Genomic DNA, 22,001 nt, shown 5'->3' on the forward strand with positions numbered 1-22,001 from the left:
ATGGCATACCTGGATCACGCGGCGACGACCCCGATGCTCGACGAAGCACTCGAGGCGTACGTCGCCACCGCCCGCGAGGTGGGCAACGCGTCGTCGCTGCACGCGTCCGGCCGCCGTGCCCGGCGGCGGGTGGAGGAGTCCCGCGAGCGGGTGGCCGCCGCGCTCGGCGCGCGCCCCTCCGAGGTGATCTTCACCGGCGGAGGCACGGAGAGTGACAACCTCGCCGTGAAGGGCATCTTCTGGGCCCGCCGCGACGCCCGGCCCGAGCGGCTCCGGGTGGTCTCCAGCGCGGTCGAGCACCACGCCGTGCTGGACGCGGTGGACTGGCTCGTCGGGCACGAGGGCGCGGAGGCCGGCTGGCTGCCGGTCGACGCGACCGGCCGGCTCGACCCGGAGCGGCTCCGCGCCGAGCTGGCCGAGCACGGCGACCGGGTGGCGATGGTCACCGCGATGTGGGCCAACAACGAGGTCGGCACCGTCCAGCCGGTGGCCGGGCTGGCCGCGGTCGCCGCCGAGCACGGGGTGCCGTTCCACACCGACGCGATCCAGGCGGTCGGTCAGGTGCCCGTCGACTTCGCCACGACCGGGGTGTCCGCGCTCACCGTGACCGGGCACAAGCTCGGCGGCCCGACCGGCGTCGGCGCGCTGCTGCTGGCCCGCGACGTCGCGGCCGTCCCGCTGCTGCACGGTGGTGGCCAGGAGCGCGACGTCCGCTCCGGGACGCTGGACACGGCCGGCATCGTCGCGTTCGCGGTCGCGGTCGAGGCCGCGGTGAAGGGCCAGCAGGAGTACGCGGCCCGGGTCGCCGCGCTCCGCGACGAGCTGGTCGAGCGGGTCCGTCGGGCGGTGCCCGAGGTGGTCTTCAACGGTGACCCGGCGGACCGCCTTCCCGGCAACGCGCACTTCTCCTTCCCCGGCTGCGAGGGGGACGCGCTGCTGCTGCTCCTCGACGCCCAGGGCATCGCCTGCTCGACCGGGTCGGCCTGCTCGGCCGGCGTGGCCCAGCCCTCGCACGTGCTGCTGGCCATGGGCGCCGACGACGACCGGGCCCGCTCCTCGTTGCGTTTCACGCTCGGTCACACCAGCAGCGGCGCGGACGTGGACACGCTCATCGCCGCGTTGCCGGCCGCCGTCGAGCGGGCCCGCCGCGCGGCCGCCCTCCGTACCCCCCGCTGACCCGGATACCCTCGGTACGGACGAGGGGAGTGGGCCGGTGAGGGTTCTGGCGGCGATGTCGGGCGGGGTGGACTCCGCCGTGGCGGCGGCGCGTGCGGTGGAGGCGGGGCACGACGTGACCGGCGTGCACCTGGCGCTGGCCCGTAACCCGCAGACCTACCGCACCGGTGCCCGGGGCTGCTGCACCCTGGAGGACTCCCGGGACGCCCGGCGGGCCGCCGACGTGCTGGGCATTCCGTTCTACGTGTGGGACATGGCGGACCGGTTCCACGACGACGTGGTCGACGACTTCGTCGCCGAGTACGCGGCCGGCCGTACCCCGAACCCGTGCCTGCGCTGCAACGAGAAGATCAAGTTCGCCGCGGTGCTGGACCGGGCCGTGGCCCTGGGCTTCGACGCCGTGGTGACCGGCCACCACGCCCGGCTCGGCCCGGACGGCCTGCTGCGGCGCAGCGTCGACGCGGCCAAGGACCAGTCGTACGTCCTCGCGGTGCTGACCCGCGCGCAGCTCGACCGGTCGGTCTTCCCGCTCGGTGACTCGACCAAGGCCGAGGTGCGCGCGGAGGCCGCCCGGCGTGGTCTCGCCGTGGCCGACAAGCCGGACTCGCACGACATCTGCTTCATCGCCGACGGCGACACCCGCGGCTTCCTGGCCGAGCGGCTCGGCGAGGCCCCGGGCCAGGTGGTGGACGCGCTCACCGGCGCGGTCGTCGGCAACCACAGCGGCGCCTACCAGTACACCGTCGGGCAGCGACGCGGGCTGCACCTGGACCGCCCCGCGCCGGACGGCCGGCCCCGCTACGTGCTCTCCATCACCCCGACTACCAACACGGTGACGGTCGGCCCGGCCGAGGCGCTGGAGGTCTCCGCGGTGCGCGCGGTCCGCCCGGTCTGGACCGGCGGCCCGCGCCCGGACGGGCCGGTCGAGTGCGAGGTTCAGCTCCGGGCGCACGGCGACGTGGTCCCGGCCGCCGTCTCGGTCGACGCCGACGGCCTGCACGCCGCGCTGCGCCGACCGCTGCGCGGGGTCGCCGCCGGCCAGGCGATCGTGGCCTACCGGCCGGACCCGGCCGGCGACGTGGTCCTCGGCTCCGCCACCATCGCCGGCTGACGGATCGCCACCCGGCTGGCCGTCCCGGCGGGTTGCCGTCCCGGCGGGCTGTCCTTGTGAGGGGCTGCCTTGCTGGCGCCTGTGCTTCCGGCGGTTGCCGTCCCGGGCGGATCGCTCCCGGCTGGGCCGTCTCGGACCGGCCCGGCGCGGCGCCTGACCGGCCCGGCCCGACCCCGACTCCGCCACGCGGTGTGTCGCGCGGCGGGCGGGTACTCCGCGGTCCGGAAGCCCTCCGGCAGCGCGATGCCGGTGACCTGGCGGATCGCCGAGGGGCTGGCGAAGCCCGGCGCGGAGCCTGCCGCCAGCCCCTGCGAACTTGATGGCGTCGATGAGTCGCCCCCGACCGGCCCTCGGTCCGGCCCTTTCGATGAGGCGGCGCGGTCGTCGTCCGGCGCGGTGACCCATCCGTGCCATCAAGTTGGTAGTCACTCCGTCACTCAGCGACCGCCGGATGCTCCGGTGGCCACCCGCGTCCGCCGGCGCCCTCGACTCGCCACCGGCCGTCAGCCACCGGCCGTCAGCCACCGGCCGTCAGCCACCGGCCGTCAGCCACCGGCCGTCCGGCCGCTGCCGCCGCCTGGACCCTGCCCGCGCCGCCCACCGCGGACGGCGTAGTCGATAGGCTTCGGCGGTGACTGATCAGCAGTGGCCCTGGCCGGCCGGGGCGGCGACCGGAATCGGTTCGCTGCCCGGCACCGACATCGCCGAGGCGCAGCGGATCGTGCTCGGCGAGCTGCCCGCGTTGCCGCATCTGCCGGAGCTGCCCGCCCGGGGCCCGGGCGCGGATCTCGTGGGCCGCACCGCCGGGCTGCTCGTCGAGCTTCCGGTCGAGCTGTACGCGGCCCGCTGGCGGATCGCCCTGCGCCCCGGCCGGGACCTGCGCCGTGCCCGTGACCTGATGGAACGCGACCTCGACCAGCTCGCCGAGCAGGCCGAGGAGTACGCCGGCCCGGTCAAGGTCCAGGCCGCCGGCCCGTTCACCCTGGCCGCCACGCTGGAGCTGCCGCTCGGCGGCCGGGTGCTGCGCGACCCCGGCGCGGTGCGGGACCTCGCCGGCTCGCTGGGCGAAGGGCTGCGCGGCCACCTGGCGGCGGTGAGTCGACGGCTGCCCCGCGCCACGGTGCTGCTCCAGCTCGACGAGCCGTCCCTGCCGGCGGTGCTGGCCGGGCGGGTGCCCACCGAGAGCGGCCTCGGCACCCACCGGCCGATGGAGGCCGAGGCCGCCCGCGCGCTGCTGCGCGGTGTGCTCGACGCGGCCGGCGTCCCCACGCTGGTGCACTGCTGCGCGCCGGACGTGCCGCTGGAGCTGATCCGTTCCGCCGGCGCGGTCGGCGTCGCCCTCGACCTGTCCCTGGTCAAAGACCTGGACCCGCTCGGCGAGGCGCTCGACGCCGGGTTCGGGCTGCTGGCCGGCGCCGCGCCGACGCTGCCGCCGTCGTCCGGCCGGACGCCCACGTCCGCCGAGGTCGCCGACCGGGTCCGCAGGCTCTGGGACCAGCTCGGCTTCCCCCGTCGGCGGCTGGCCGAACAGGTGGTGGTCACGCCCGCGTGCGGGCTGGCCGGTGCCACCCCGGCGTACGCGCGGGCCGTGCTGGCCGCCTGTCGCGACGCCGGCCGGCGGCTCGCCGAGGAGTGACGTTTCCTGTCGTACGCCGGGGGGCAGGATGGCCGGCATGATCGGACGACTGCGTTCCACCGTGATCGACTGTCCCGACCCGCGTGCGCTGGCCGGCTTCTACGCGGAGCTGCTCGGTCTCCCGCTGATCGAGGACAATTCCGACGGCGACGACTGGGTGGTCCTCGGCGGCGCGCCCGGGCACCAGCCGCGGCTCGCCTTCCAGAAGGCGCTCGACCTGCGGGCACCCGACTGGCCCGACCCGGAGCGTCCGCAGCAGTTCCACCTGGACGTGACGGTGGACGACATCGACGCGGCCGAGAAGGCGGCGCTGGCCCTCGGCGCGCGGCGGCTGCCCGGCGACGGGGAGGGCTTCCGGGTCTACGCCGACCCGGCCGGCCACCCGTTCTGCCTCTGCTGGGACTGACCGCACGGGGCTTGCGCGGTCGGTGCATGATCACCACCGTGACCGCCTCCACCGACCGACGCGCCGCCGGCTCGCTCTTCGGCCTGGCCTACGGCGACGCCCTCGGCAAGCCGACCGAGTTCCTCACCGTCACCGAGATCGTCCGGCGCTACGGCCCGGCCGGTCCCCGCGAGCTGGAAGGTGACCCCGCACTGGTCACCGATGACACCCAGATGGCGCTGGCCGTGGCGTGGGCGTTGCACGACGCGCCCGCGTACACGGCGGAGGCGGTGGAGCCGCTGCTGCGGCAGCGCTTCCTCGACTGGGCGGCCAGCCCGGAGAACAACCGCGCACCGGGCATGACCTGCCTGCGGGCCTGCGCCGAGCTGAGCCGGGGCACCCGCTGGCAACAGGCCACGGTCGCCGGTTCGAAGGGCTGCGGCGCGAACATGCGGGTCACCCCGGTCGGGTTGCTCGACGTCGACCTCGACACGCTGGCCGGGCTGGCCCAGCTCCAGGCCGGCCTCACCCACGGGCACCCGACCGGGCTGGCGGCCAGCGAGCTGACCGCGTACGCGGCCCGGCTGCTGCGCGACGGCGCGGCGCTGCCGGCGCTGCCCGGCCTGCTCACCGAGCGGGCCCGCGAGCAGCGCACGGTCTACCGGGGCGAGTGGCTCGGCGACCTGTGGCAGCGTCCGGGCGTCACCGACCCGGCGGAGTTCATCGCCCGCGGCTGGGACGACTGCCTGCGGGTGCTCGGCCGGCTGGAGGCGGCACTGGCCCGCCCCGACGACGGCGGCGACCCGTGCCGGCTCACCGGCGAGGGGTGGATCGCGGAGGAGGCGCTCGCGACCGCGCTGCTCTGCGCGCTGCGGCACCCGGACGATCCGGTCGCCGCGCTGGCCCGGGGCGCCACCACCGCCGGCGACTCGGACTCCATCGCCGCGCTGGCCGGGGCGTTCCTCGGGGCCGCGTACGGGATGGCCGCCTGGCCGGCCGGCTGGTCCGCCCGCATCGAGTACGCGGACCAGCTCACCGCCCTGGCCGACCCGCTGGACTGAGCGGCGTCCCGCGTTACGCGGTGAGGTGGGGCAGGCGGCGGACGCCGCGCCACACCTCGGGGTCGCAGTCGCCGGCGCGGTCCGCGAACGCGTCGAGCGGCACCCGGATCGGTTCGCTGACGTCGAGGAAGCTGTCGTGGTCCGCGCCCGGGTCCCAGGTGCGGGTCGGGATCCGCACATGGTCGTCCCGGTCCGACTTGTCCTGGCTGGTGATCTTCAGCACCCCGGCCGCCCGGCCGTCCACGCGCAGCACCAGGCAGGGGCGCACCTTCGAACCGGTGCCGTCGGCGTACGGCACGTCGGCCCACCAGATCTCCCCGGGCCGTGGCCGGTCCCCGGCCGGCCGGTCACCGCCACGCGGCTTCGGCGGGGCGGCCACCCGCCCACCACCGGGCCGGTTGTCCCGCCCACCACCGGGCCGGCTGCCCCGACCGCGTCCGGGTCGGTTGTCCCGTCCGCCACCGGGCCGGTTGCTCCGCCCGTCGGCGGCGCGGCGGCGCCACTCGCTCCACAGCCAGCCCGCCGCCACACAGGCCACGATCACCAGTGCCCAGATCAGCGCGTCGCGCATCCGTGCCCGCCTTCCGTCCGCTTCGGCCCAGCGATCGTCGCACGGTTGCGGCCCGTCCGCTCCGCGGCGCGGCACGCGTCGCCGGGGCGGCGGGTCGCCCTGCTCAGCGCGGGTGGGCGGACGGTTGTCACAGCCGACCGTTACGGTTCGGGGGTAGCACGAGCACGGGAGGTCGACAGCGTGTCCGATGGTGGCGGCGTGTCCGAAGAAGCGGTTCCCCCGACGGTCGACGCCGCCCAGGAGGCGGCGGCCGGCGTCGAGCCGACCCCCGAGGCCCGGGAGCGGCACGCCACGCTGAGCCAGGATCTCACCGAGCACCAGTACCGCTACTACGTGCTGGACGCGCCGACGATCACCGACGCCGAGTTCGACAGGCAACTGCGCGAGCTGGAGGCGCTGGAGGCGGAGTTCCCGGCGTTGCGCACCCCCGACTCGCCCACCCAGCGGGTCGGCGGCACGTTCTCCACCGACTTCACCCCGGTCACGCACGCCGAGCGGATGCTCTCGCTCGACAACGCGTTCGCCGACGAGGAGCTGGCCGCCTGGGCCGAGCGGGTCGAGCGCGACGCCGGCGGCCCGGTGCCCTACCTCTGCGAGCTGAAGGTCGACGGCCTGGCCATCAACCTGACCTATGAGAAGGGCCGGTTGGTCCGGGCGGCCACCCGCGGCGACGGCCGCACCGGTGAGGACGTCACCGCCAACGTCCGGAGCATCAAGGACGTGCCGGCCCGGCTGACCCCGTCCGACGACTTCCCCGACGTGCCCGAGCTGATCGAGGTGCGCGGCGAGATCTACTTCCCGGTGGCCGGGTTCGCCGACCTCAACGCGAGCCTGGTCGAGCAGGGCAAGGCGCCGTTCGCCAACCCGCGCAACGCCGCCGCCGGCAGCCTCCGGCAGAAGGACCCGCGGGTCACCGCCGGCCGGCCGCTGCGCCTGATCGTGCACGGCATCGGCGCCCGCAAGGGCTACCGGCCGTCCGCGCAGTCCGAGTCGTACGCCGCGCTCAAGGCGTGGGGGCTGCCCACCAGCGACCGCTGGAAGGTGGTGGCCGACCTGGCCGGCGTGGCGGAATACATCGCCTGGTACGGCAAGCACCGGCACGACGTCGAGCACGAGATCGACGGCGTGGTGGTCAAGGTCGACCCGGTCTCCATCCAGGGTCGCCTCGGCTCGACCAGCCGCGCGCCGCGCTGGGCGATCGCCTTCAAGTACCCGCCGGAGGAGGTCAACACCACGCTGCTCGACATCGACGTCAACGTCGGGCGCACCGGCCGGGTCACCCCGTTCGCCGTGCTCCAGCCGGTCCTGGTGGCCGGCTCCACGGTCGCGCTGGCCACCCTGCACAACGCTCGCGAGGTCGAACGCAAGGGCGTGCTCATCGGTGACACGGTGGTGCTGCGCAAGGCCGGCGACGTCATCCCCGAGATCCTCGGCCCGGTGGTCGACCTGCGGCCGGCCGACGCCCGCCCGTTCGTCATGCCGACCACCTGCCCGGCCTGCGGCACGCCGCTCGCGCCGGCCAAGGAGAGCGACGTCGACATCCGCTGCCCCAACGGGCGGACCTGTCCGGGGCAGATCCGCGAGCGGGTCTTCTACCTGGCCAGCCGCAAGGTGCTCGACATCGAGGTGCTCGGCGAGAAGGGCGCGGCGGCGCTGCTGGACGCGCAGATCATCACCAACGAGGGCGACCTGTTCCAGCTCGACCCCGAGCAGCTCGCCCGCTCGCCGTTCTTCGTGAACAAGGACGGCAGCCTCGGCAGCAACGCCACCAAGCTGCTGGAGAACCTGGCCGAGGCCAAGGAACGGGACCTGTGGCGGGTGCTGGTGGCGTTCTCCATCCGGCACGTCGGCCCGACCGCGGCGCAGGCGCTCGCCCGGCACTTCCGCTCCGTCACCGCGATCGAGGAGGCGTCCGAGGAGGAGTTGTCCTCGGTGGACGGCGTCGGCCCGACCATCGCCGCGAGCCTCAAGGAGTGGTTCGCCGTCGACTGGCACCGCGACGTGGTGCGCAAGTGGGCCGCGGCCGGCGTCCGCATGGCCGAGGAGTCCGCCGACGAGGGGCCGCGCCCGCTCGACGGGGTCACCGTGGTGGTCACCGGCACGCTTGCCGGGTTCAGCCGCGACGAGGCCGCCGAGGCGATCCAGAGCCGGGGCGGAAAGGTGACCGGCTCGGTCTCGAAGAAGACCGGCTTCGTGGTGGTCGGCGACAACCCCGGCACCAAGGCCGACAAGGCGGCCACGCTGAAGCTGCCGATCCTCGACGAGGACGGGTTCCGGGTGCTGCTGGAGTCCGGTCCGGAGGCGGCCCGGGCGGTGGCCCGGGTGGAGGAGTGACCGGCGCCCGGGTGACCGCCCGGCGGCGTATACCAACTTAATTACGACTAGCACCGATTCGTGACTGTCGTGTCGGGGAAAGCGGTCCGTAGGGCGTTTCATTGGCGTACGGCGCGTGACGGCGCGCGCCAGGACCGTGCCCGGGAGGTGCGATGGCGACCGACGACCCGCGCAACTCCGTCCCGCCGGGGCGGACCGGGCCGTTCTTCGGCTTCGTCGGTGCGGTAGGCGTCGTCGCCCTGCTCGTCTCGGTCGGGCCGCTTGCCGCGCTGCCCGGCCGGCTGACCGAGCTGCCGGTCGCGTTCTGGACGATGGCGGCGCTCGCCGTCGTCTGCGACGCCCGCCCGTTCGTCCCGCCCGGCCGACGGCAGACCTCGGCGGTTTTCCCGTCCACCTGCTTCACCTTCGCCATCCTGCTCGGCTGGGGGCTCGGCCCGGCGGTGGCGGTGCAGGCCGTGGCGGTGGCCGTCTCCGGCTGGCGTCTCGGGTACGCCGCCTGGCGCACCGGCTTCAACGCGGCCCAGTACGCGTGCGCGCTGGCCGCCGCGTACGCGGTCACCAGGTTCGGTCCGGGCGAGCTGTTCGGCGGCGGCCGGCTGCACTGGACGGACGTGGCAGCGGTGGGCGGCGCCACGGTGGCCTGGTTCGCGGTCAACTACGGGCTGGTCAACTCCGCCATCCGGCTGCGCTTCGGGGACCGGTGGTGGCCCAACGTCCGGCTCGGGCTGGCCTACGAGCTGCTCTCCACCGGCTCGCTGCTGCTGCTCGCGCCGGTGCTGGTGGCCGCCGCGCGGGCCAGCGCGGCGCTGATCCCGCTGGTGCTGGTGCCACTCTTCGCGGTCTACCGGATGGCCCGGCTCTCCGCCGAGCGGGAACAGCTCGCCGACGTCGACCCGCTGACCGGGCTGCCCAACCGCAAGGCGTTGCTCAGCGAGGTGGTCGAGCAGGTGCACCTGCACGCCGAGCGGGCCGCCCGGGGCGAGCCGGACGCCCACGTGGCCCTGCTGCTGCTCGACCTGGACCGGTTCAAGCACGTCAACGACGCGCTCGGCCACGCGGTCGGGGACCGGCTGCTGGTCGAGGTGAGCGCCCGGCTGATCGACGTGGTCGGCGAGCACGAGATGGTGGCGCGGCTCGGCGGCGACGAGTTCGCCATCGTCGTGCCGGGGCTGACCGGCGTCGAGGAGGCCCGGGAGCGGGCCGACCGGGTGGTCGCCGCGCTGGCCGAGCCGGTGCCGTTGGACGGGCTGCCGCTGGACGTGGGCGGCTCGATCGGCGTCGCGCTCTTCCCCGAGCACGGCGAGGACTTCGCCACCCTGATGCGGCACGCCGACGTGGCCATGTACGACGCCAAGCACCGCACCGACACGGTCGCGGTCTACGCGCCGGAGTCCGACCACAACTCGGCCGAGCGGTTGAGCCTCCTGGCGGACCTGCGCCGGGTGCTGGAGTCCTCGCCGTCGTCCTCCGGTGAGCCGGTGGGCGTACGCGGCGGGGACGGCGCGGCGCTGACGCCGGGGCTGCCCGCCGCCCGGCCGGCGCACCCGGGTCGGCCGGACGGCGGGCACCCGGTCCACGACGCGCGGCCGGCTCGTGAAGGCCGGTCGGGGCAGGAGGGCCGGCCGGTCCACGCGGACGGCCGGGGCGCGGAACGGCCCGGCGTCGTCCCGGCCCGCCGACGGCTCCGGTGGCGTCGGGAGCGTGTCGAGGCGCGCTCCGACGACGACCTGATCGAGCGGATCCTGACCGGCGCCGACCCGACCCGCCGCCGGGCCGACCGGGTCCCCGACCCGGTTCGTTCCGGCGCTGACCCGGCGTCGGCCGCGGCGGCCCCACCGGCGTCGGCGGAGGTGGCGCCGGCTGTGTCGACCGCGTCGGCCCCGGCCGGCGGACCCGCCGTGGAGGCCGCCCCGGCCGCCCCGGCCGCGCGGCTCGCGGAGACCACGGCCGCGTCGGCCGCGGAGGCCGGCGAGATCACCATGTACTACCAACCGCAGATCGCCATCGCCACCGGCGAGGTGGTCGGTGTCGAGGCGCTGCTGCGCTGGCGGCACCCGCGCCGGGGCATGGTCGACCCGGGGGAGCTGATCCAGGTCGCCGAGCAGAGCGCGGTCATGCGGCTGCTCACCCGCCGGGTGGTGGACGACGTGGTGGAGCAGCTCGCGAAGTGGTCCGCGGCCGGGCTCACGTTGCGGGCCGCGCTCAACGTCAGCGTCCGGGACCTGCACACCGGCGAGATCGCCGACCAGATCGCCGACCGGCTGACCCGGTACGGCGTCCCGCCCGAGCGGCTCCAGGTGGAGATCACCGAGGGTGCGCTGATGGCCGATCCCCGGCGGGTGCTGGCCAGCATCACCCACCTGCACCGGATCGGCGTCGGGATCGCGCTCGACGACTTCGGCACCGGGTACTCCTCCCTCCAACACCTGCGCCGGCTGCCACTGTCCGAGGTGAAGGTGGACCGGTCGTTCGTGCTGGGCATGGCCGACGACCCGGACGACGCGGCGATCGTCCGCTCGATGATCGAGCTGGCCGGCGCGCTCGGCCTGCGGGTGGTCGCCGAAGGCGTGGAGGACGAGCGCACCTGGCGGCTGCTGCACGCCGCGGGCTGCGACGTGGCGCAGGGCTGGTTCCACGCCCGGCCGATGCCGGCCGAGGACCTGATCGCCTGGCTGTCGCGTTACCGCCCGGTCCGCCCGACCGCGGTGGACGGCGACGGGCGGGGCGGGCCGGCGGCGGAGGGGGAGTCGAAGGCGTCGTCGTGACGGCGGGACAATAGACTCGCTCCGGTCACCGCGCGTCATCGTGCTCCGTCAGGCGCGCGGCCGGCACACGCAGACGTCTGAAGGACAGCCACGAAGGGGGCACCCGATGGCCGCCATCTCCCGCGAGGAGGTCGCGCACCTCGCGCGACTGTCGCGGCTCGCCGTCACCGAGGAGGAGCTGGACATGTTCGCCGGCCAGCTGGACGTGATCCTCCAGTCGGTCGCGCAGGTCGGCGAGGTCGCCGCGGCGGACATCCCGCCGACCTCCCACTCGGTGCCGCTGACCAACGTGCTCCGCGAGGACGTGGTGACGCCGAGCCTGACCCCGCAGGAGGTGCTGTCGGGTGCGCCCGACGCCGAGGAGCAGCGGTTCCGCGTTCCGCGGATCCTGGACGAGGATGTGGCATCGTGACCGACCTGACCAGGCTCAACGCCGTCGACCTCGCCGGCCTCGTCGCCAACGGTGACGCCTCGGCGGTCGAGGTCACCCGTGCCCACCTGGACCGGATCGGTGCCGTCGACGACCGGGTGCACGCGTTCCTGCACGTCGACAGCGACGGCGCGTTGGCCGCCGCGCGGGCCGTGGACGAGCGCCGCGCCGCCGGCGAGGAGCTGGGCCCGCTGGCCGGCGTCCCGGTCGCGGTCAAGGACGTGCTGACCACCAAGGGCGTGCCGACCACCGTCGGGTCGAAGATCCTGGAGGGCTGGCGTCCGCCGTACGACTCGACGATCGTCGAGCGGCTGCGCGCCGCCGGCACGGTGATGCTCGGCAAGACGAACATGGACGAGTTCGCCATGGGCTCGTCCACCGAATACTCCGCGTACGGGCCGACCCGGAACCCGTGGGACACCGAGCGCATCCCGGGCGGCTCCGGCGGCGGCAGCGCGGCGGCGCTGGCCGCGTACGAGGCGCCGCTGGCGATCGGCTCGGACACCGGCGGCTCGATCCGTCAGCCCGGCGCGGTCACCGGCACCGTCGGCGCGAAGCCCACCTACGGCGGCACCTCCCGGTACGGCCTGGTGGCGTTCTCCTCGTCGCTGGACACGCCCGGCCCGTGCGCGCGTACCGTGCTCGACGCCGCGCTGCTGCACCAGGTGATCGGCGGCCACGACCCGCGCGACTCCACCTCGATCCCGGCCCCGGTGCCGGACGTGGTGGGCGCGGCGAAGCTCGGCGCGAGCGGTGACCTGACCGGCGTCAAGCTGGGCGTGGTCACCGAGTTCACCGGCGAGGGCGCCGAGCCGGGCGTGATGGCGGCGTTCCGCGAGTCGGTCGAGGCGCTGGCCAAGCTGGGCGCCGAGATCGTCGAGATCTCCTGCCCGCACTTCAGGTACGCGCTGCCGGCCTACTACCTGATCGCGCCGAGCGAGTGCTCCTCCAACCTGGCCCGCTTCGACGGCGTCCGGTTCGGCCTGCGGGTCGGGGACGACGGCAACCGGTCGCTGGAGGAGGTCATGTCGCTGACCCGCGAGGCCGGCTTCGGTCCCGAGGTGAAGCGGCGCATCATGATCGGCACGTACGCCCTCTCGTCGGGCTACTACGACGCCTACTACGGCCAGGCGCAGAAGGTGCGTACGCTGATCACGCGCGACTTCACCAGCGCGTTCGAGCAGGTGGACGCGCTGATCTCGCCGACCACGCCGTTCGTGGCGTTCCCGATCGGCGCGCGCACCTCGGACCCGTACCAGATGTACCTGGCGGACCTGTTCACCATCCCGACGAACCTCTACGGCGGTCCGGCCATCTCGGTGCCGTGCGGGTTGTCCGACGGGCTCCCGGTGGGTCTGCAGATCATGGCCCCGACCATGGCCGACGACCGGATGTACCGGGTCGCCGCCGCGCTGGAGTCCAGCGTCGGCACGTTCACCCCACCGGCACTGTGAGGCAGGAGCAGATGACGACGACACTGCCCGCGTACGACGAGGTCGTCGCGCGCTACGAACCGGTGATCGGCCTGGAGACCCACGTCGAGCTGGGCACGAACACCAAGATGTGGTGCGGCTGCCCGACCGACTTCGGTGGCGAGCCGAACACCCGGGTCTGCCCGGTCTGCCTGGGCCTGCCCGGCTCGCTGCCGGTGGCCAACAAGGCGGCCATCGAGGCGACCATCCGGATCGGCCTGGCGCTGAACTGCTCGATCGCCGAGTGGTGCCGGTTCGCCCGGAAGAACTACTTCTACCCGGACATGCCGAAGAACTTCCAGATCAGCCAGTACGACGAGCCGCTCTGCTTCGACGGCCACCTGGACGTCGAGGTCGACGGCGAGCTGGTGCGCATCGGCATCGAGCGGGTGCACCTGGAGGAGGACACCGGCAAGACGCTGCACGTCGGTGGTGCCACCGGCCGCATCCACGGCGCCACCGAGTCGCTCGTCGACTACAACCGGGCCGGCATCCCGCTGGTCGAGATCGTCACCAAGCCGATCCCCGGCACCGGCGCGCTCGCCCCGGAGATCGCCCGCGCGTACGTCGCCGAGCTGCGCGACGTGATCCGCTCGCTTGGTGTCTCCGACGTGCGGATGGAGGAGGGCTCGCTGCGCTGCGACGTCAACACGTCGCTGAACCTGCCCGGCGCGGAGTGGGGCACGCGGACCGAGACCAAGAACGTCAACTCGCTGCGCTCGGTCGAGCGGGCGGTCCGGTCGGAGATGCTGCGCCAGGCGTCGGTGCTGGACGCGGGCGGCCGGATCGTCCAGGAGACGCGCCACTTCCACGAGGACACCGGCGACACCACGTCGGGCCGGTCCAAGGAGACCGCCACCGACTACCGGTACTTCCCGGAGCCGGACCTGGTGCCGCTCGCGCCGGACACCGCCTGGGTGGCCGAGCTGAAGGCCGCCCTGCCGGAGCTGCCGCGGCTGCGCCGCAAGCGGATCCAGCAGGACTGGGGCCTCTCCGACCTGGACATGCAGTCGGTGGTCAACGCCGGCGCGGTCGAGCTGATCGAGGCCACCGTGGCGGCCGGCGCCACCCCGGCGGCGGCCCGCAAGTGGTGGCTCGGTGAGCTGTCCCGACGCGCCAACGAGACCGGCGTGGAGCTGGCCGACATCGGGGCGACCCCGGCGCAGGTGGCCGAGCTTCAGGGCCTGGTCGACGCCGGCAAGCTCAACGACAAGCTGGCCCGCACCGTGCTGGAGGGCGTGGTGGCCGGCGAGGGCTCGCCGACCGAGATCATGACCACCCGCAACCTGGAGGTCGTCTCGGACACCGGCGCGCTCACCGCCGCCGTGGACGAGGCGATCGCCGCCAACCCGGCCATCGCCGACAAGATCCGCAGCGGCAAGGTGGCGGCGGCCGGCGCGTTGGTCGGCGCCGTCATGAAGACCACCCGCGGCCAAGCGGACGCCAAGACCGTCCGCGAGCTGATCCTGGAGCGTCTCGGCGCTGCCTGACACGTGTTAAAAGGGGCCCCCGCCTATGCAGAATGCGTTAAGCGGGGGCCCCTCCTTACCCCCCACCCCGGAGAGGGCGTCAACGGCGACGCCCGGATGGAGCAAGCGTGAACACCGACGTCCTCGACGAGATCCAGCGCCGGGTGCTCTGGCTCGCCACCCGCATCGTCGACGCGGCCAACCACGACCGGGACACCGGCGACGGGGTGAAGGTCGGCGGCCACCAGGCGTCGAGCGCGTCGCTGGTCACCGCGATGACCGCGCTCTGGTTCCAGCACCTGGACGCCGAGGACCGGGTCGCGGTGAAGCCGCACGCCTCCCCGGTGTTCCACGCCATCCAGTACCTGCTCGGCAACCTGGACCGGTCCTACCTGCCGAAGCTGCGTGCCCGGGGCGGGCTCCAGTCGTACCCGTCGCGGACCAAGGACCCGGACGAGGTGGACTTCTCCACCGGATCGGTCGGTCTGGGCGCCGCCGCGCCGCTGTTCGCCGCCGTCACCCGCCGCTACGTCGACGCGCACTTCGGCGCGCGCCCGCACTCCCGGTTCATCGCGCTGATCGGCGACGCCGAGCTGGACGAGGGCAACATCTGGGAGGCGGTCGCCGACCCGGCCACCACCGGCCTGGGCAACGTGATGTGGTTGGTCGACTTCAACCGCCAGTCGCTGGACCGGGTCGTCCCCGGCATCCGGATCAACCAGTGGCGCGGCCAGTTCGAGGCCGCCGGCTGGCACGTCGTCGAGGTCAAGTACGGCCGCCGGCTCGCCGAGGCGTACGCCCGGCCGGGCGGCGCGGCGCTGCGCGACTGGATCGACCGGATGCCGAACGAGCAGTACCAGTCGCTGTTCGGGCTGGCCGGGCCGGTCCTGCGCAAGCAGTTCCTGGACGGCGCGCCGGACGAGGTGACCGCGTTCGTCGCCGACGTCCCGGACGACGAGCTGGGCCCGCTCGTCACCGACCTGGGCGGGCACGACGCGCAGGCGCTGCTCGACGCGTACGCCCAGTGCGACGCGGTCACCGACCGGCCCAGCGTGGTGTTCGCGTACACGGTGAAGGGCTGGGGGTTGCCGATCGCCGGCAACCCGCGCAACCACTCGGCGCTGCTGAGCACCGAACAGGTGGCCGCGCTGCGGACGGCGCACGGCCTGACCGCGGAGACCGAGTGGGACCGCCTCGACCCGGCGTCCCCGGCCGGCATCTGGGCCGCCGAACGCCGGGAGGCGCTGTCCCGCGCGCCGCGCGAGCGGGCGCTGGGCGTCACCGTGCCGGAGTCGACCCGGGTACGCGCGAACAAGCCGGTCTCCACCCAGGAGGTGTTCGGCCGGGTGCTCGTCGACCTGGCCCGTGACCCGCAGGTGGCGCCCTACCTGGTGACCACCGCGCCGGACGTGGCCACCTCGACCAACCTGGCCGGTTTCATCAACAAGACAAGTGTGTTCGCCCCGACCGAGCAGCGTTCGTGGACCGAGGACCGGATGCTGCGCTGGACGGAGAGCCCCGCCGGGCAGCACATCGAGCTGGGCATCTCCGAGATGAACCTGTTCCTGCTGCTGGGCCAGCTCGGCCTGTCGTGGGACCTGTCCGGCCAGCCGCTGCTGCCGGTCGGCACGGTCTACGACCCGTTCGTGCTGCGCGGGCTCGACGCGTTCCTGTACGGCACCTACTCGGGTTCCCGGTTCGTGGTGGCCGGCACCCCGTCCGGCATCACGCTGGCGCCCGAGGGCGGCGCGCACCAGTCCACCATCACCGCGTCGGTGGGCCTGGAGCTGCCCGGGGTGACGTTCCTGGAACCCGCGTACGCCGGCAGCCTGGACTGGCTGCTCTGCGACGCGCTCGGGCAGATCGCCGGCGGTGCCGCGCCGGCCGTCACCGCCGCGCCGGCCGAGGACGGGGCGTACTACTTCCGGCTCAGCACCCGACCGATCGACCAGGCGCCGTTCGAGGCGGCGCGGGCCCGGCTCGGTGACGCGGTGCTGCGCCGGCAGGTGGTGGCCGGAGCGTACCGGCTCGTCGACGCGCACCAGGCGTACCCGGATCTCGCGGACGCCCCGGTCGTGCAGCTCGCCGCCTCCGGCGCGGTGCTGCCGGAGGTGCTGGCCGCCGCCGCGGAGCTGGCGGAGGAGGGCGTGGCGGCGCACGTGGTGGACGTGACCAGCCTGGACCGGCTCTACCGCGCGTGGCAGCGGACGCTGCGTCAGGGCGTGCGGACCGCCACCGTGCCGAGCGTGCCCGGCGCGCTGCGGTCGGCGTTCGCCGACCGGGTGCCGGTGGTGACCGTGCAGGACGCGGCCTCGCACGCCATGGCCTGGCTCGGTTCGGCGGTCGGTGCCCCGGCGGTGCCGCTCGGGGTGGACGAGTTCGGTCAGTCCGGCACCGTCCGGGAGCTGTACGAGCTGCACGACCTGCTGCCCGGCAGCATCGTCAACGCGGCGCTGGCCGCGCTCGCGTTGCGCTGACCCGGCCGGACGGTTGCGCGGCGCCGGCGGGACGCGGCCGGCGTGCGGTGTGAGCGGACGCGCGTCGTGGCGGTGTGAGCGGGCCGCGCGGTGGCGGAGTGTGAGCGGCACGCGTCGTCGCGCAGCGTGATGGCCGCGCGGAGCGGAATTGGCACCGCGCGCGGCCTTTGCTCTGCAGCCATATCCGCAGCACGGCCCCGACCTGCGTGCAGGTCGGGGCCGTCGCGCGGTGCCGGTCGCCGGCACGGTGACACTCGGTGCCTGCTGCGTCGATGGCTGCAGAGCAAAGGGGGCGCAGGCCGACACCCGTCCCGATGCCGCCGTCACGAAAAGTAACGGGTCGGTGCGGTCAGCTGGGGGTCGGTGCCGGGGTCGCGCTCGGCGACCCTGATTCCGGGGCGCCGCGGGTCGGCGTCGGGGTGACCGGCACCTCGTCCCCCTTGGCCGGATCCCGGATGACGTGCCGTTCCAGGTTGACCTGCGACTGCCCGGTGCCGCCCACGGTGATCTCGTCGTACGCCTGGAGCAGCTTCTGCTGGTCGAAGTAGAGCACCGTCATGGCCAGCGGTGTCGGCTTCTCGCCCTCCAGCCCGCGCAGCCCGGCCCCACCGGTCGAGCCCTCCACCATCAGCGTCGTCGGCTGCTCGCCCGGCACCTGCGGCAGCTTCGACACCTGGCGGGCGTGGGTGTGCCCGGAGAGCACCAGCGGGCAGGTGCCGGAGAGGGGCCCGGCCGACGCCGGGTCGTGCACCAGCGCCACGTCCACCTTCCGCGGTGACTTCTCCACCGTGGCGGCGAGCTGCTCGCCGGCGCCGATCACCTGGTCGGCCACCGCCGACGTGAGTCCGCTGCCGGCCGGCGAGGTCTCCTTGTCCGGGGTGAACCGCGGGTCGCCGATGCCGGCGATGGTCAGCCCGGCCACGGTCGTGGTCGAGTTGTTCAGCACCACGGCGTTCGGCTGCTGAGCCACCGCCGCGGCGGTCCGCGGCGAGTCGTGGTTGCCGCGGATGTAGACGTAGGGCTTCTTGAGCAGGCCGATCGAGCCGACGTAGGACGCCTCCGGCTCGCTGCCCCAGTCGGTGAGGTCGCCGGTGTCGATCACGACGTCGATGCCGAACTGCTCGACCACCGTGCGGATCAACTGCCAGCCGGTCGGGTTGAGGTGCATGTCCGAGACGTGCAGCACCCGGGTGGTGCCCGGGGACGGCTGCACCACCGGCAGCGACGAGACCGTGGTGTAGAGCTTGCTGACGTTGCCGACCAGCCGCTGGAGCTGCTCCGCGTACTTGGTGTAGTCGTTGGCGATCCGCCGCGCGTCACCCACGATCGCGGGCGCGTTGACCAGCAGCCCCTCGTACCGCGGTTCCTCGATCGCCTGCGGCCGGACGGTGGCCGCGCCCAGGCCGAGGCTGCCGGCGGTGATGACCAGCGCCAACCCGCCGGCCCAGGCGGTACGCCGCACGTCGCGGAAGACCAGCCCGGCCAGGAGCAGGGTGGCCAGCACCGCCGCGGCGAGCGTCCGCAGGCCGAGCCGCAGCACGCCGTCGCGGACGTCCTGCACCGCCGACTGGCTGGCCCGACTGATGCTCGCCGGATCGTCGATGAGTGCCTCGGTGCGCCGCTGGTCCAGGGAGCCCACCTCGACGGTCAGGTACGCCGGCCCGTCGTGGCTGTCCAGCAGCAACGCGCCCAACGGCGGGATGTCGACGGTGGTGCCGCCGGTCAGCGACGGGCTGAGCTTCAGCTCCGCCCGGAACGGGCCGATGTCGGTGCCGACGTGGCCGCCGGCGTACGTGCCGACCACGATGCCGCCGAGCGTGACCGCGAGCAGCGCCAGCGCCACGCCGACCCGGCGCAGCCGGTGGCCCGGCCGCCAGGCCGCGAGGCGGCGGGCGCGTCCGGTCGCCGGGGACGTCGGGTTCCCGGCGCGCTGCTCTTCGTTCTCCTGGCCGTCCATGCTGAAATCCTGACCTGCCCAGTGCGTGATCTTGGCAAACCTGTCCGAAGCGGCTCAGCTCCGGCCGGCGCCGCCGTCCGCGAGGACCAGCCGCAGGATCCGGTCGTCCTCGGCGGCCGGCCGGCCCCGGCCGTCCCGGTTCGAGGTGCTCACCCAGATCGAGCCGTCCGGTGCCACAGCGGCGGCACGCAGCCGACCGTACCTGCCGGTGAGCAGCTCGCGCGGCTGGCCCAGAACGGTCCCGTTGCCGGCCAGCTCGACCAGCCACAGCCGCTGCCCGCGCAGGCACGCGGCGACCAGCAGCCGCTCCACGGCGGCCAGCCCGGAGCAGGACGCGTCGCCGGTGCGCCACTGCACGACCGGGTCCACGTAGCGGTTGTCGTCGCCGCGCCCCTCGACCTGCGGCCAGCCGTAGTTGCCGCCCTGGTTGATCTGGTTGATCTCGTCCCAGGTGTTCTGGCCGAACTCCACCGCGTACATCCGCTTGTCCGGCATCCAGGCGAAGCCCTGCACGTTGCGGTGACCCGAGGACCACACCGGCGAACCGGCGGTCGGGTTGCCCGGGGCCGGCTTGCCGTCCGGGGTGATCCGGAGGATCTTGCCGCCGAGGCTCTTCGGGTCCTGCGCGTTCGCGGTGCGCCCGGCGTCCCCGGTGCTCACGTAGAGGAAGCCGTCCGGGCCGAAACCCAGGCCGCCGCCGTCGTGGTTGCCGGCCTTCGGGATGCCGGTGAGGATCGGCGTCGGCGTCTGACCCAGCCGCAGCTTCGCGACCCGGTTGTCGGCCTCGGCCGTGTAGTAGACGAAGATCATCCGGTCCTGCGCGTACTTCGGGGAGACGGCGATGCCGAGCAGGCCGCCCTCACCGCCGGCCGCCACGCCGGGCACCGTCTGCACCGGCCGGACGGCCAGCCCGTCCGGCCCCGACTCCGGGCCGACCTGGACGATCCGGCCGCTGTCCCGCTCGGTGACCAGCGCCGCGCCGTCGGGCAGGAACGCGATCGCCCACGGCACCGCCAGCCCCTTCGCCAGCACCGTGGCCACCACCTGCTGGCTCGCCCCGCCGGGGCTGGCCGTGCTCGACGGCGTCGGCAGGTTGGGCGGCTCGCCGGCCGGATCCGGCTCGGGCTCGCCGAGCGCGCAGCCGGCGGTGCCCAGCAGCAGCGCCGCGCAGGACGCCGCCAGCACCGTCCGGAGGCGGTGGGCGCGGGGGTACGGGAGTCGCGGGCTCACCCGGCCCAGCCTAGCCGCACGCGGCGGTGAACCGGGCCGACGACGCGGTGCGGGCCGGCCGCTCAGCCGGCGCGCAGGGCGAGCACGGCGACGTCGTCCTCGCGGCGGTGCGCGGCGGCCAGCAGCCGGTCGCAGAGCACGGCCAGCGGCACGTCGGGACCGTCGGCGGCGAGCCGGTCGAGCAGCTCCGCCTGCCCCTCGTCGATCGGCTGGTCCCGGCGTTCGATCAGGCCGTCGGTGTGCAGCAGCAGCGTGTCGCCCGGAGCGAGCGTCAGCGTCCGGCCGGTGCGCCGGGGCGGGCGGACCAGACCGAGCAGCGGACCGCGTCCCTGCGCCACCGACACCGTGCCGTCGGCGCGGATCAGCAGCGGCGGCGGGTGCCCGGCGTTGCACCAGCGGACCCGGAGCCCACCGTCGCCGGGGCGGACCCGGGCCAGCACGGCGGTGGCGACCGTCGGCACCCGGAGCCCACCGATGGCCCGGTCGAGGTTGGCCACCAGTTCCTCCACCGGATCGTCGCGCCCGTACGCGTTGCCCCGGACCAGGTTCCGCAACTGGCCCATGGTGGCGGCGGCCTCGATGTCGTGGCCGGCGACGTCACCGATGGCGGCGATCAGCTCGCCGTCGGGCTGGACGAACGCGTCGTACCAGTCGCCGCCGACCTCGACCCGGTCCGCCGCCGGCAGGTAGCCGGCGGCCAGCTCCATCCCGGACACGCTCGGCAGCACCGGCAGCATGCTGTGCTGGAGCACCTCGGCCACGTGCCGCTGCTCGCCGTAGAGCCGGCTGTTGCCGACCGCCTGGCCGGCGCGTACCCCGATGTCCTGCGCGGTCCGCAGGTCGCTCGCGTCGAACCCGCGCCGACCGGCGCGGTTGACAAGCGTGACGGTGCCGATCACCCGGTCGCCGACGGCGGTGATGGGCACCGTCAGGTGCGAGCCGATGCCGAGCCGTTCGGCCAGCGGCACCAGCTCCGGACGGGTGGTGCCGCGCGCCACGTCCCCGATGTCGGCGGCGCCGCGCATCACCGGCCGACCGGAGCGCAGCACCGAACGGATCAGCGACTCCGGGCCGAGCCCGGTGGTCAGCAGCGTGGCGAAGCGGGCCAGGTCGGCGCGACGTTCCCCGTCCCGGTGCACGCCGGAGACGCTGCGCGGCCGGCCCGCCGGGTCGACCAGCGTGATCAGGCACCAGTCGGCCAGCAGCGGCACCATGGCGTGCGCCAGGCGGTCGACCGCGGTGGCCACGTCGAGCGTGCCGCCGAGCATCTCGCTCATCCCGGCCAGCATCGCGAGCCGGTCGTGAGCCTCCTCCGCCCGGCGGCGGGCCTGTTCGGCGCTGCGGACCGCGATCCGCAGCCGCAATTCCGACGAGCAGGCGGCGGCCAGGTCGGCGAGCGTACGCAACTGCTCCCTGGTCCAGGCGCGGGGCTTGCTGTCGATGGCGCAGAGCGAGCCGAGCACCCGCCCCTCCAGGTCGGTCAGCGGCATGCCCGCGTACGCCACCACGCCGAGATCCTCGATGGCGAGGTTCAGCCGCACCCGTGGGTAGAGCCGGGCGTCGGGCAGCACCATCGGCACCTCGATGTCGACGACGTGCTGGCAGAACGAGTGGCTGAGCGGGGTCTCCCGGCGGTCCGCCCAGGGCTGCGGCAGCCCGGTCGCGCCGGGGAAGAACTGGCGGTCCGCGTCGACCAGGGAGACCAGCGCGACCGGCACGTCGAGCAGGTCGCCGACCAGCCGCGCGAACCGGTCGAACGCCTCGTCCGGCACCGCGTCGAGGCGCGTCTCGTCGAGGGACCGCAGCCGGTCGGGATTGGTCAGCGCCGGAATCGGCGCCGCCTTCCGCTCCGGGTCGTCCTCGCTCATCGCCCCCCTGTCCTGCGCGTCGCGGCGCCGGCCGGCGTCCCGCCCCCGATTAAACCCTG

At 74.5% G+C, this 22,001-nt stretch carries 15 protein-coding genes; 11 read left to right on the forward strand and 4 right to left on the reverse strand.

Annotation, left to right across the window (positions count from 1 at the left end; all coding sequences use genetic code 11):
* The 5 genes from OG767_RS07555 to OG767_RS07575 all read left to right on the forward strand — a co-directional run bounded on the left by OG767_RS07555 (position 1) and on the right by OG767_RS07575 (position 5,369).
* Positions 1-1,176, forward strand: a complete 1,176-nt coding sequence (locus tag OG767_RS07555; protein WP_405092764.1) for a cysteine desulfurase family protein — start codon at positions 1-3, stop codon at positions 1,174-1,176.
* Positions 1,177-1,213: 37 nt separating this feature from the next.
* Positions 1,214-2,287 carry a tRNA 2-thiouridine(34) synthase MnmA gene (mnmA, locus tag OG767_RS07560; protein ID WP_405092765.1) on the forward strand — a complete coding sequence of 358 codons (1,074 nt, stop codon included), beginning with the start codon at positions 1,214-1,216 and terminating at the stop codon, positions 2,285-2,287.
* Positions 2,288-2,918: 631 nt separating this feature from the next.
* Positions 2,919-3,923 carry a methionine synthase gene (locus OG767_RS07565; protein WP_405092766.1) on the forward strand — a complete coding sequence of 335 codons (1,005 nt, stop codon included), beginning with the start codon at positions 2,919-2,921 and terminating at the stop codon, positions 3,921-3,923.
* A 37-nt stretch (positions 3,924-3,960) separates the two neighbouring features.
* Positions 3,961-4,329: a VOC family protein gene (locus OG767_RS07570; RefSeq protein ID WP_405092767.1), complete on the forward strand. Its 369-nt coding sequence runs from the start codon at positions 3,961-3,963 to the stop codon at positions 4,327-4,329.
* 26 nt (positions 4,330-4,355) lie between these two features.
* Positions 4,356-5,369, forward strand: a complete 1,014-nt coding sequence (locus OG767_RS07575; RefSeq protein ID WP_405092768.1) for an ADP-ribosylglycohydrolase family protein — start codon at positions 4,356-4,358, stop codon at positions 5,367-5,369.
* Positions 5,370-5,382: 13 nt separating this feature from the next.
* Here OG767_RS07575 and OG767_RS07580 read toward each other — a convergent pair whose 3' ends face one another.
* Positions 5,383-5,940 (reverse strand): type II toxin-antitoxin system PemK/MazF family toxin, encoded by a 558-nt coding sequence (locus OG767_RS07580; protein ID WP_405092769.1) that lies wholly within the window; start codon positions 5,938-5,940, stop codon positions 5,383-5,385.
* A 180-nt stretch (positions 5,941-6,120) separates the two neighbouring features.
* Here OG767_RS07580 and ligA point away from each other — a divergent pair, with 180 nt between their 5' ends.
* The 6 genes from ligA (at position 6,121) to OG767_RS07610 (ending at position 16,887) form a co-directional block, all read left to right on the forward strand.
* A complete protein-coding gene (gene ligA, locus OG767_RS07585; RefSeq protein ID WP_405092770.1) occupies positions 6,121-8,274 on the forward strand; it encodes an NAD-dependent DNA ligase LigA in 2,154 nt (717 codons plus the stop codon).
* Between the two features lie 152 nt (positions 8,275-8,426).
* Complete coding sequence (locus OG767_RS07590) at positions 8,427-11,039, forward strand: putative bifunctional diguanylate cyclase/phosphodiesterase (protein WP_405092771.1); 2,613 nt, start codon at positions 8,427-8,429, stop codon at positions 11,037-11,039.
* A 106-nt stretch (positions 11,040-11,145) separates the two neighbouring features.
* On the forward strand, positions 11,146-11,451 hold the full coding sequence (gatC, locus tag OG767_RS07595; RefSeq protein WP_281935881.1) for an Asp-tRNA(Asn)/Glu-tRNA(Gln) amidotransferase subunit GatC: 306 nt from the start codon (positions 11,146-11,148) through the stop codon (positions 11,449-11,451).
* On the forward strand, positions 11,448-12,923 hold the full coding sequence (gatA, locus tag OG767_RS07600) for an Asp-tRNA(Asn)/Glu-tRNA(Gln) amidotransferase subunit GatA (RefSeq protein ID WP_405092772.1): 1,476 nt from the start codon (positions 11,448-11,450) through the stop codon (positions 12,921-12,923). The genes gatC and gatA overlap by 4 nt, the downstream gene beginning before the upstream one ends.
* 11 nt (positions 12,924-12,934) lie before the next feature.
* Positions 12,935-14,431: an Asp-tRNA(Asn)/Glu-tRNA(Gln) amidotransferase subunit GatB gene (gatB, locus tag OG767_RS07605; RefSeq protein ID WP_405092773.1), complete on the forward strand. Its 1,497-nt coding sequence runs from the start codon at positions 12,935-12,937 to the stop codon at positions 14,429-14,431.
* Positions 14,432-14,538: 107 nt separating this feature from the next.
* Complete coding sequence (locus tag OG767_RS07610; protein WP_405092774.1) at positions 14,539-16,887, forward strand: transketolase-like TK C-terminal-containing protein; 2,349 nt, start codon at positions 14,539-14,541, stop codon at positions 16,885-16,887.
* 349 nt (positions 16,888-17,236) lie between these two features.
* On the opposite strand, the gene OG767_RS07615 is transcribed toward OG767_RS07610, so the two are convergent.
* The 3 genes from OG767_RS07615 to OG767_RS07625 all read right to left on the reverse strand — a co-directional run bounded on the left by OG767_RS07615 (position 17,237) and on the right by OG767_RS07625 (position 21,942).
* Positions 17,237-18,844 (reverse strand): metallophosphoesterase, encoded by a 1,608-nt coding sequence (locus tag OG767_RS07615; protein WP_405092775.1) that lies wholly within the window; start codon positions 18,842-18,844, stop codon positions 17,237-17,239.
* A 54-nt stretch (positions 18,845-18,898) separates the two neighbouring features.
* On the reverse strand, positions 18,899-20,074 hold the full coding sequence (locus OG767_RS07620) for a PQQ-dependent sugar dehydrogenase (protein ID WP_405092776.1): 1,176 nt from the start codon (positions 20,072-20,074) through the stop codon (positions 18,899-18,901).
* A 62-nt stretch (positions 20,075-20,136) separates the two neighbouring features.
* Positions 20,137-21,942, reverse strand: coding sequence for a SpoIIE family protein phosphatase (locus OG767_RS07625; RefSeq protein WP_405092777.1), 1,806 nt, complete (start codon positions 21,940-21,942; stop codon positions 20,137-20,139).
* Positions 21,943-22,001 lie beyond the last annotated feature (59 nt).

This window comes from Micromonospora sp. NBC_01392 (assembly GCF_045040125.1).
GTDB lineage: Bacteria > Actinomycetota > Actinomycetes > Mycobacteriales > Micromonosporaceae > Micromonospora.

Coding starts and splice junctions, on each gene's coding strand:
- OG767_RS07555 (WP_405092764.1), top strand. CDS start 1: ATGGCATACCTGGATCACGCGGCGACGACCCCGATGCTCGACGAAGCA.
- gatC (WP_281935881.1), top strand. CDS start 11,146: ATGGCCGCCATCTCCCGCGAGGAGGTCGCGCACCTCGCGCGACTGTCG.
- OG767_RS07615 (WP_405092775.1), bottom strand. CDS start 18,844: ATGGACGGCCAGGAGAACGAAGAGCAGCGCGCCGGGAACCCGACGTCC.
- OG767_RS07625 (WP_405092777.1), bottom strand. CDS start 21,942: ATGAGCGAGGACGACCCGGAGCGGAAGGCGGCGCCGATTCCGGCGCTG.
- OG767_RS07580 (WP_405092769.1), bottom strand. CDS start 5,940: ATGCGCGACGCGCTGATCTGGGCACTGGTGATCGTGGCCTGTGTGGCG.
- OG767_RS07575 (WP_405092768.1), top strand. CDS start 4,356: ATGATCACCACCGTGACCGCCTCCACCGACCGACGCGCCGCCGGCTCG.
- OG767_RS07570 (WP_405092767.1), top strand. CDS start 3,961: ATGATCGGACGACTGCGTTCCACCGTGATCGACTGTCCCGACCCGCGT.
- gatB (WP_405092773.1), top strand. CDS start 12,935: ATGACGACGACACTGCCCGCGTACGACGAGGTCGTCGCGCGCTACGAA.
- OG767_RS07590 (WP_405092771.1), top strand. CDS start 8,427: ATGGCGACCGACGACCCGCGCAACTCCGTCCCGCCGGGGCGGACCGGG.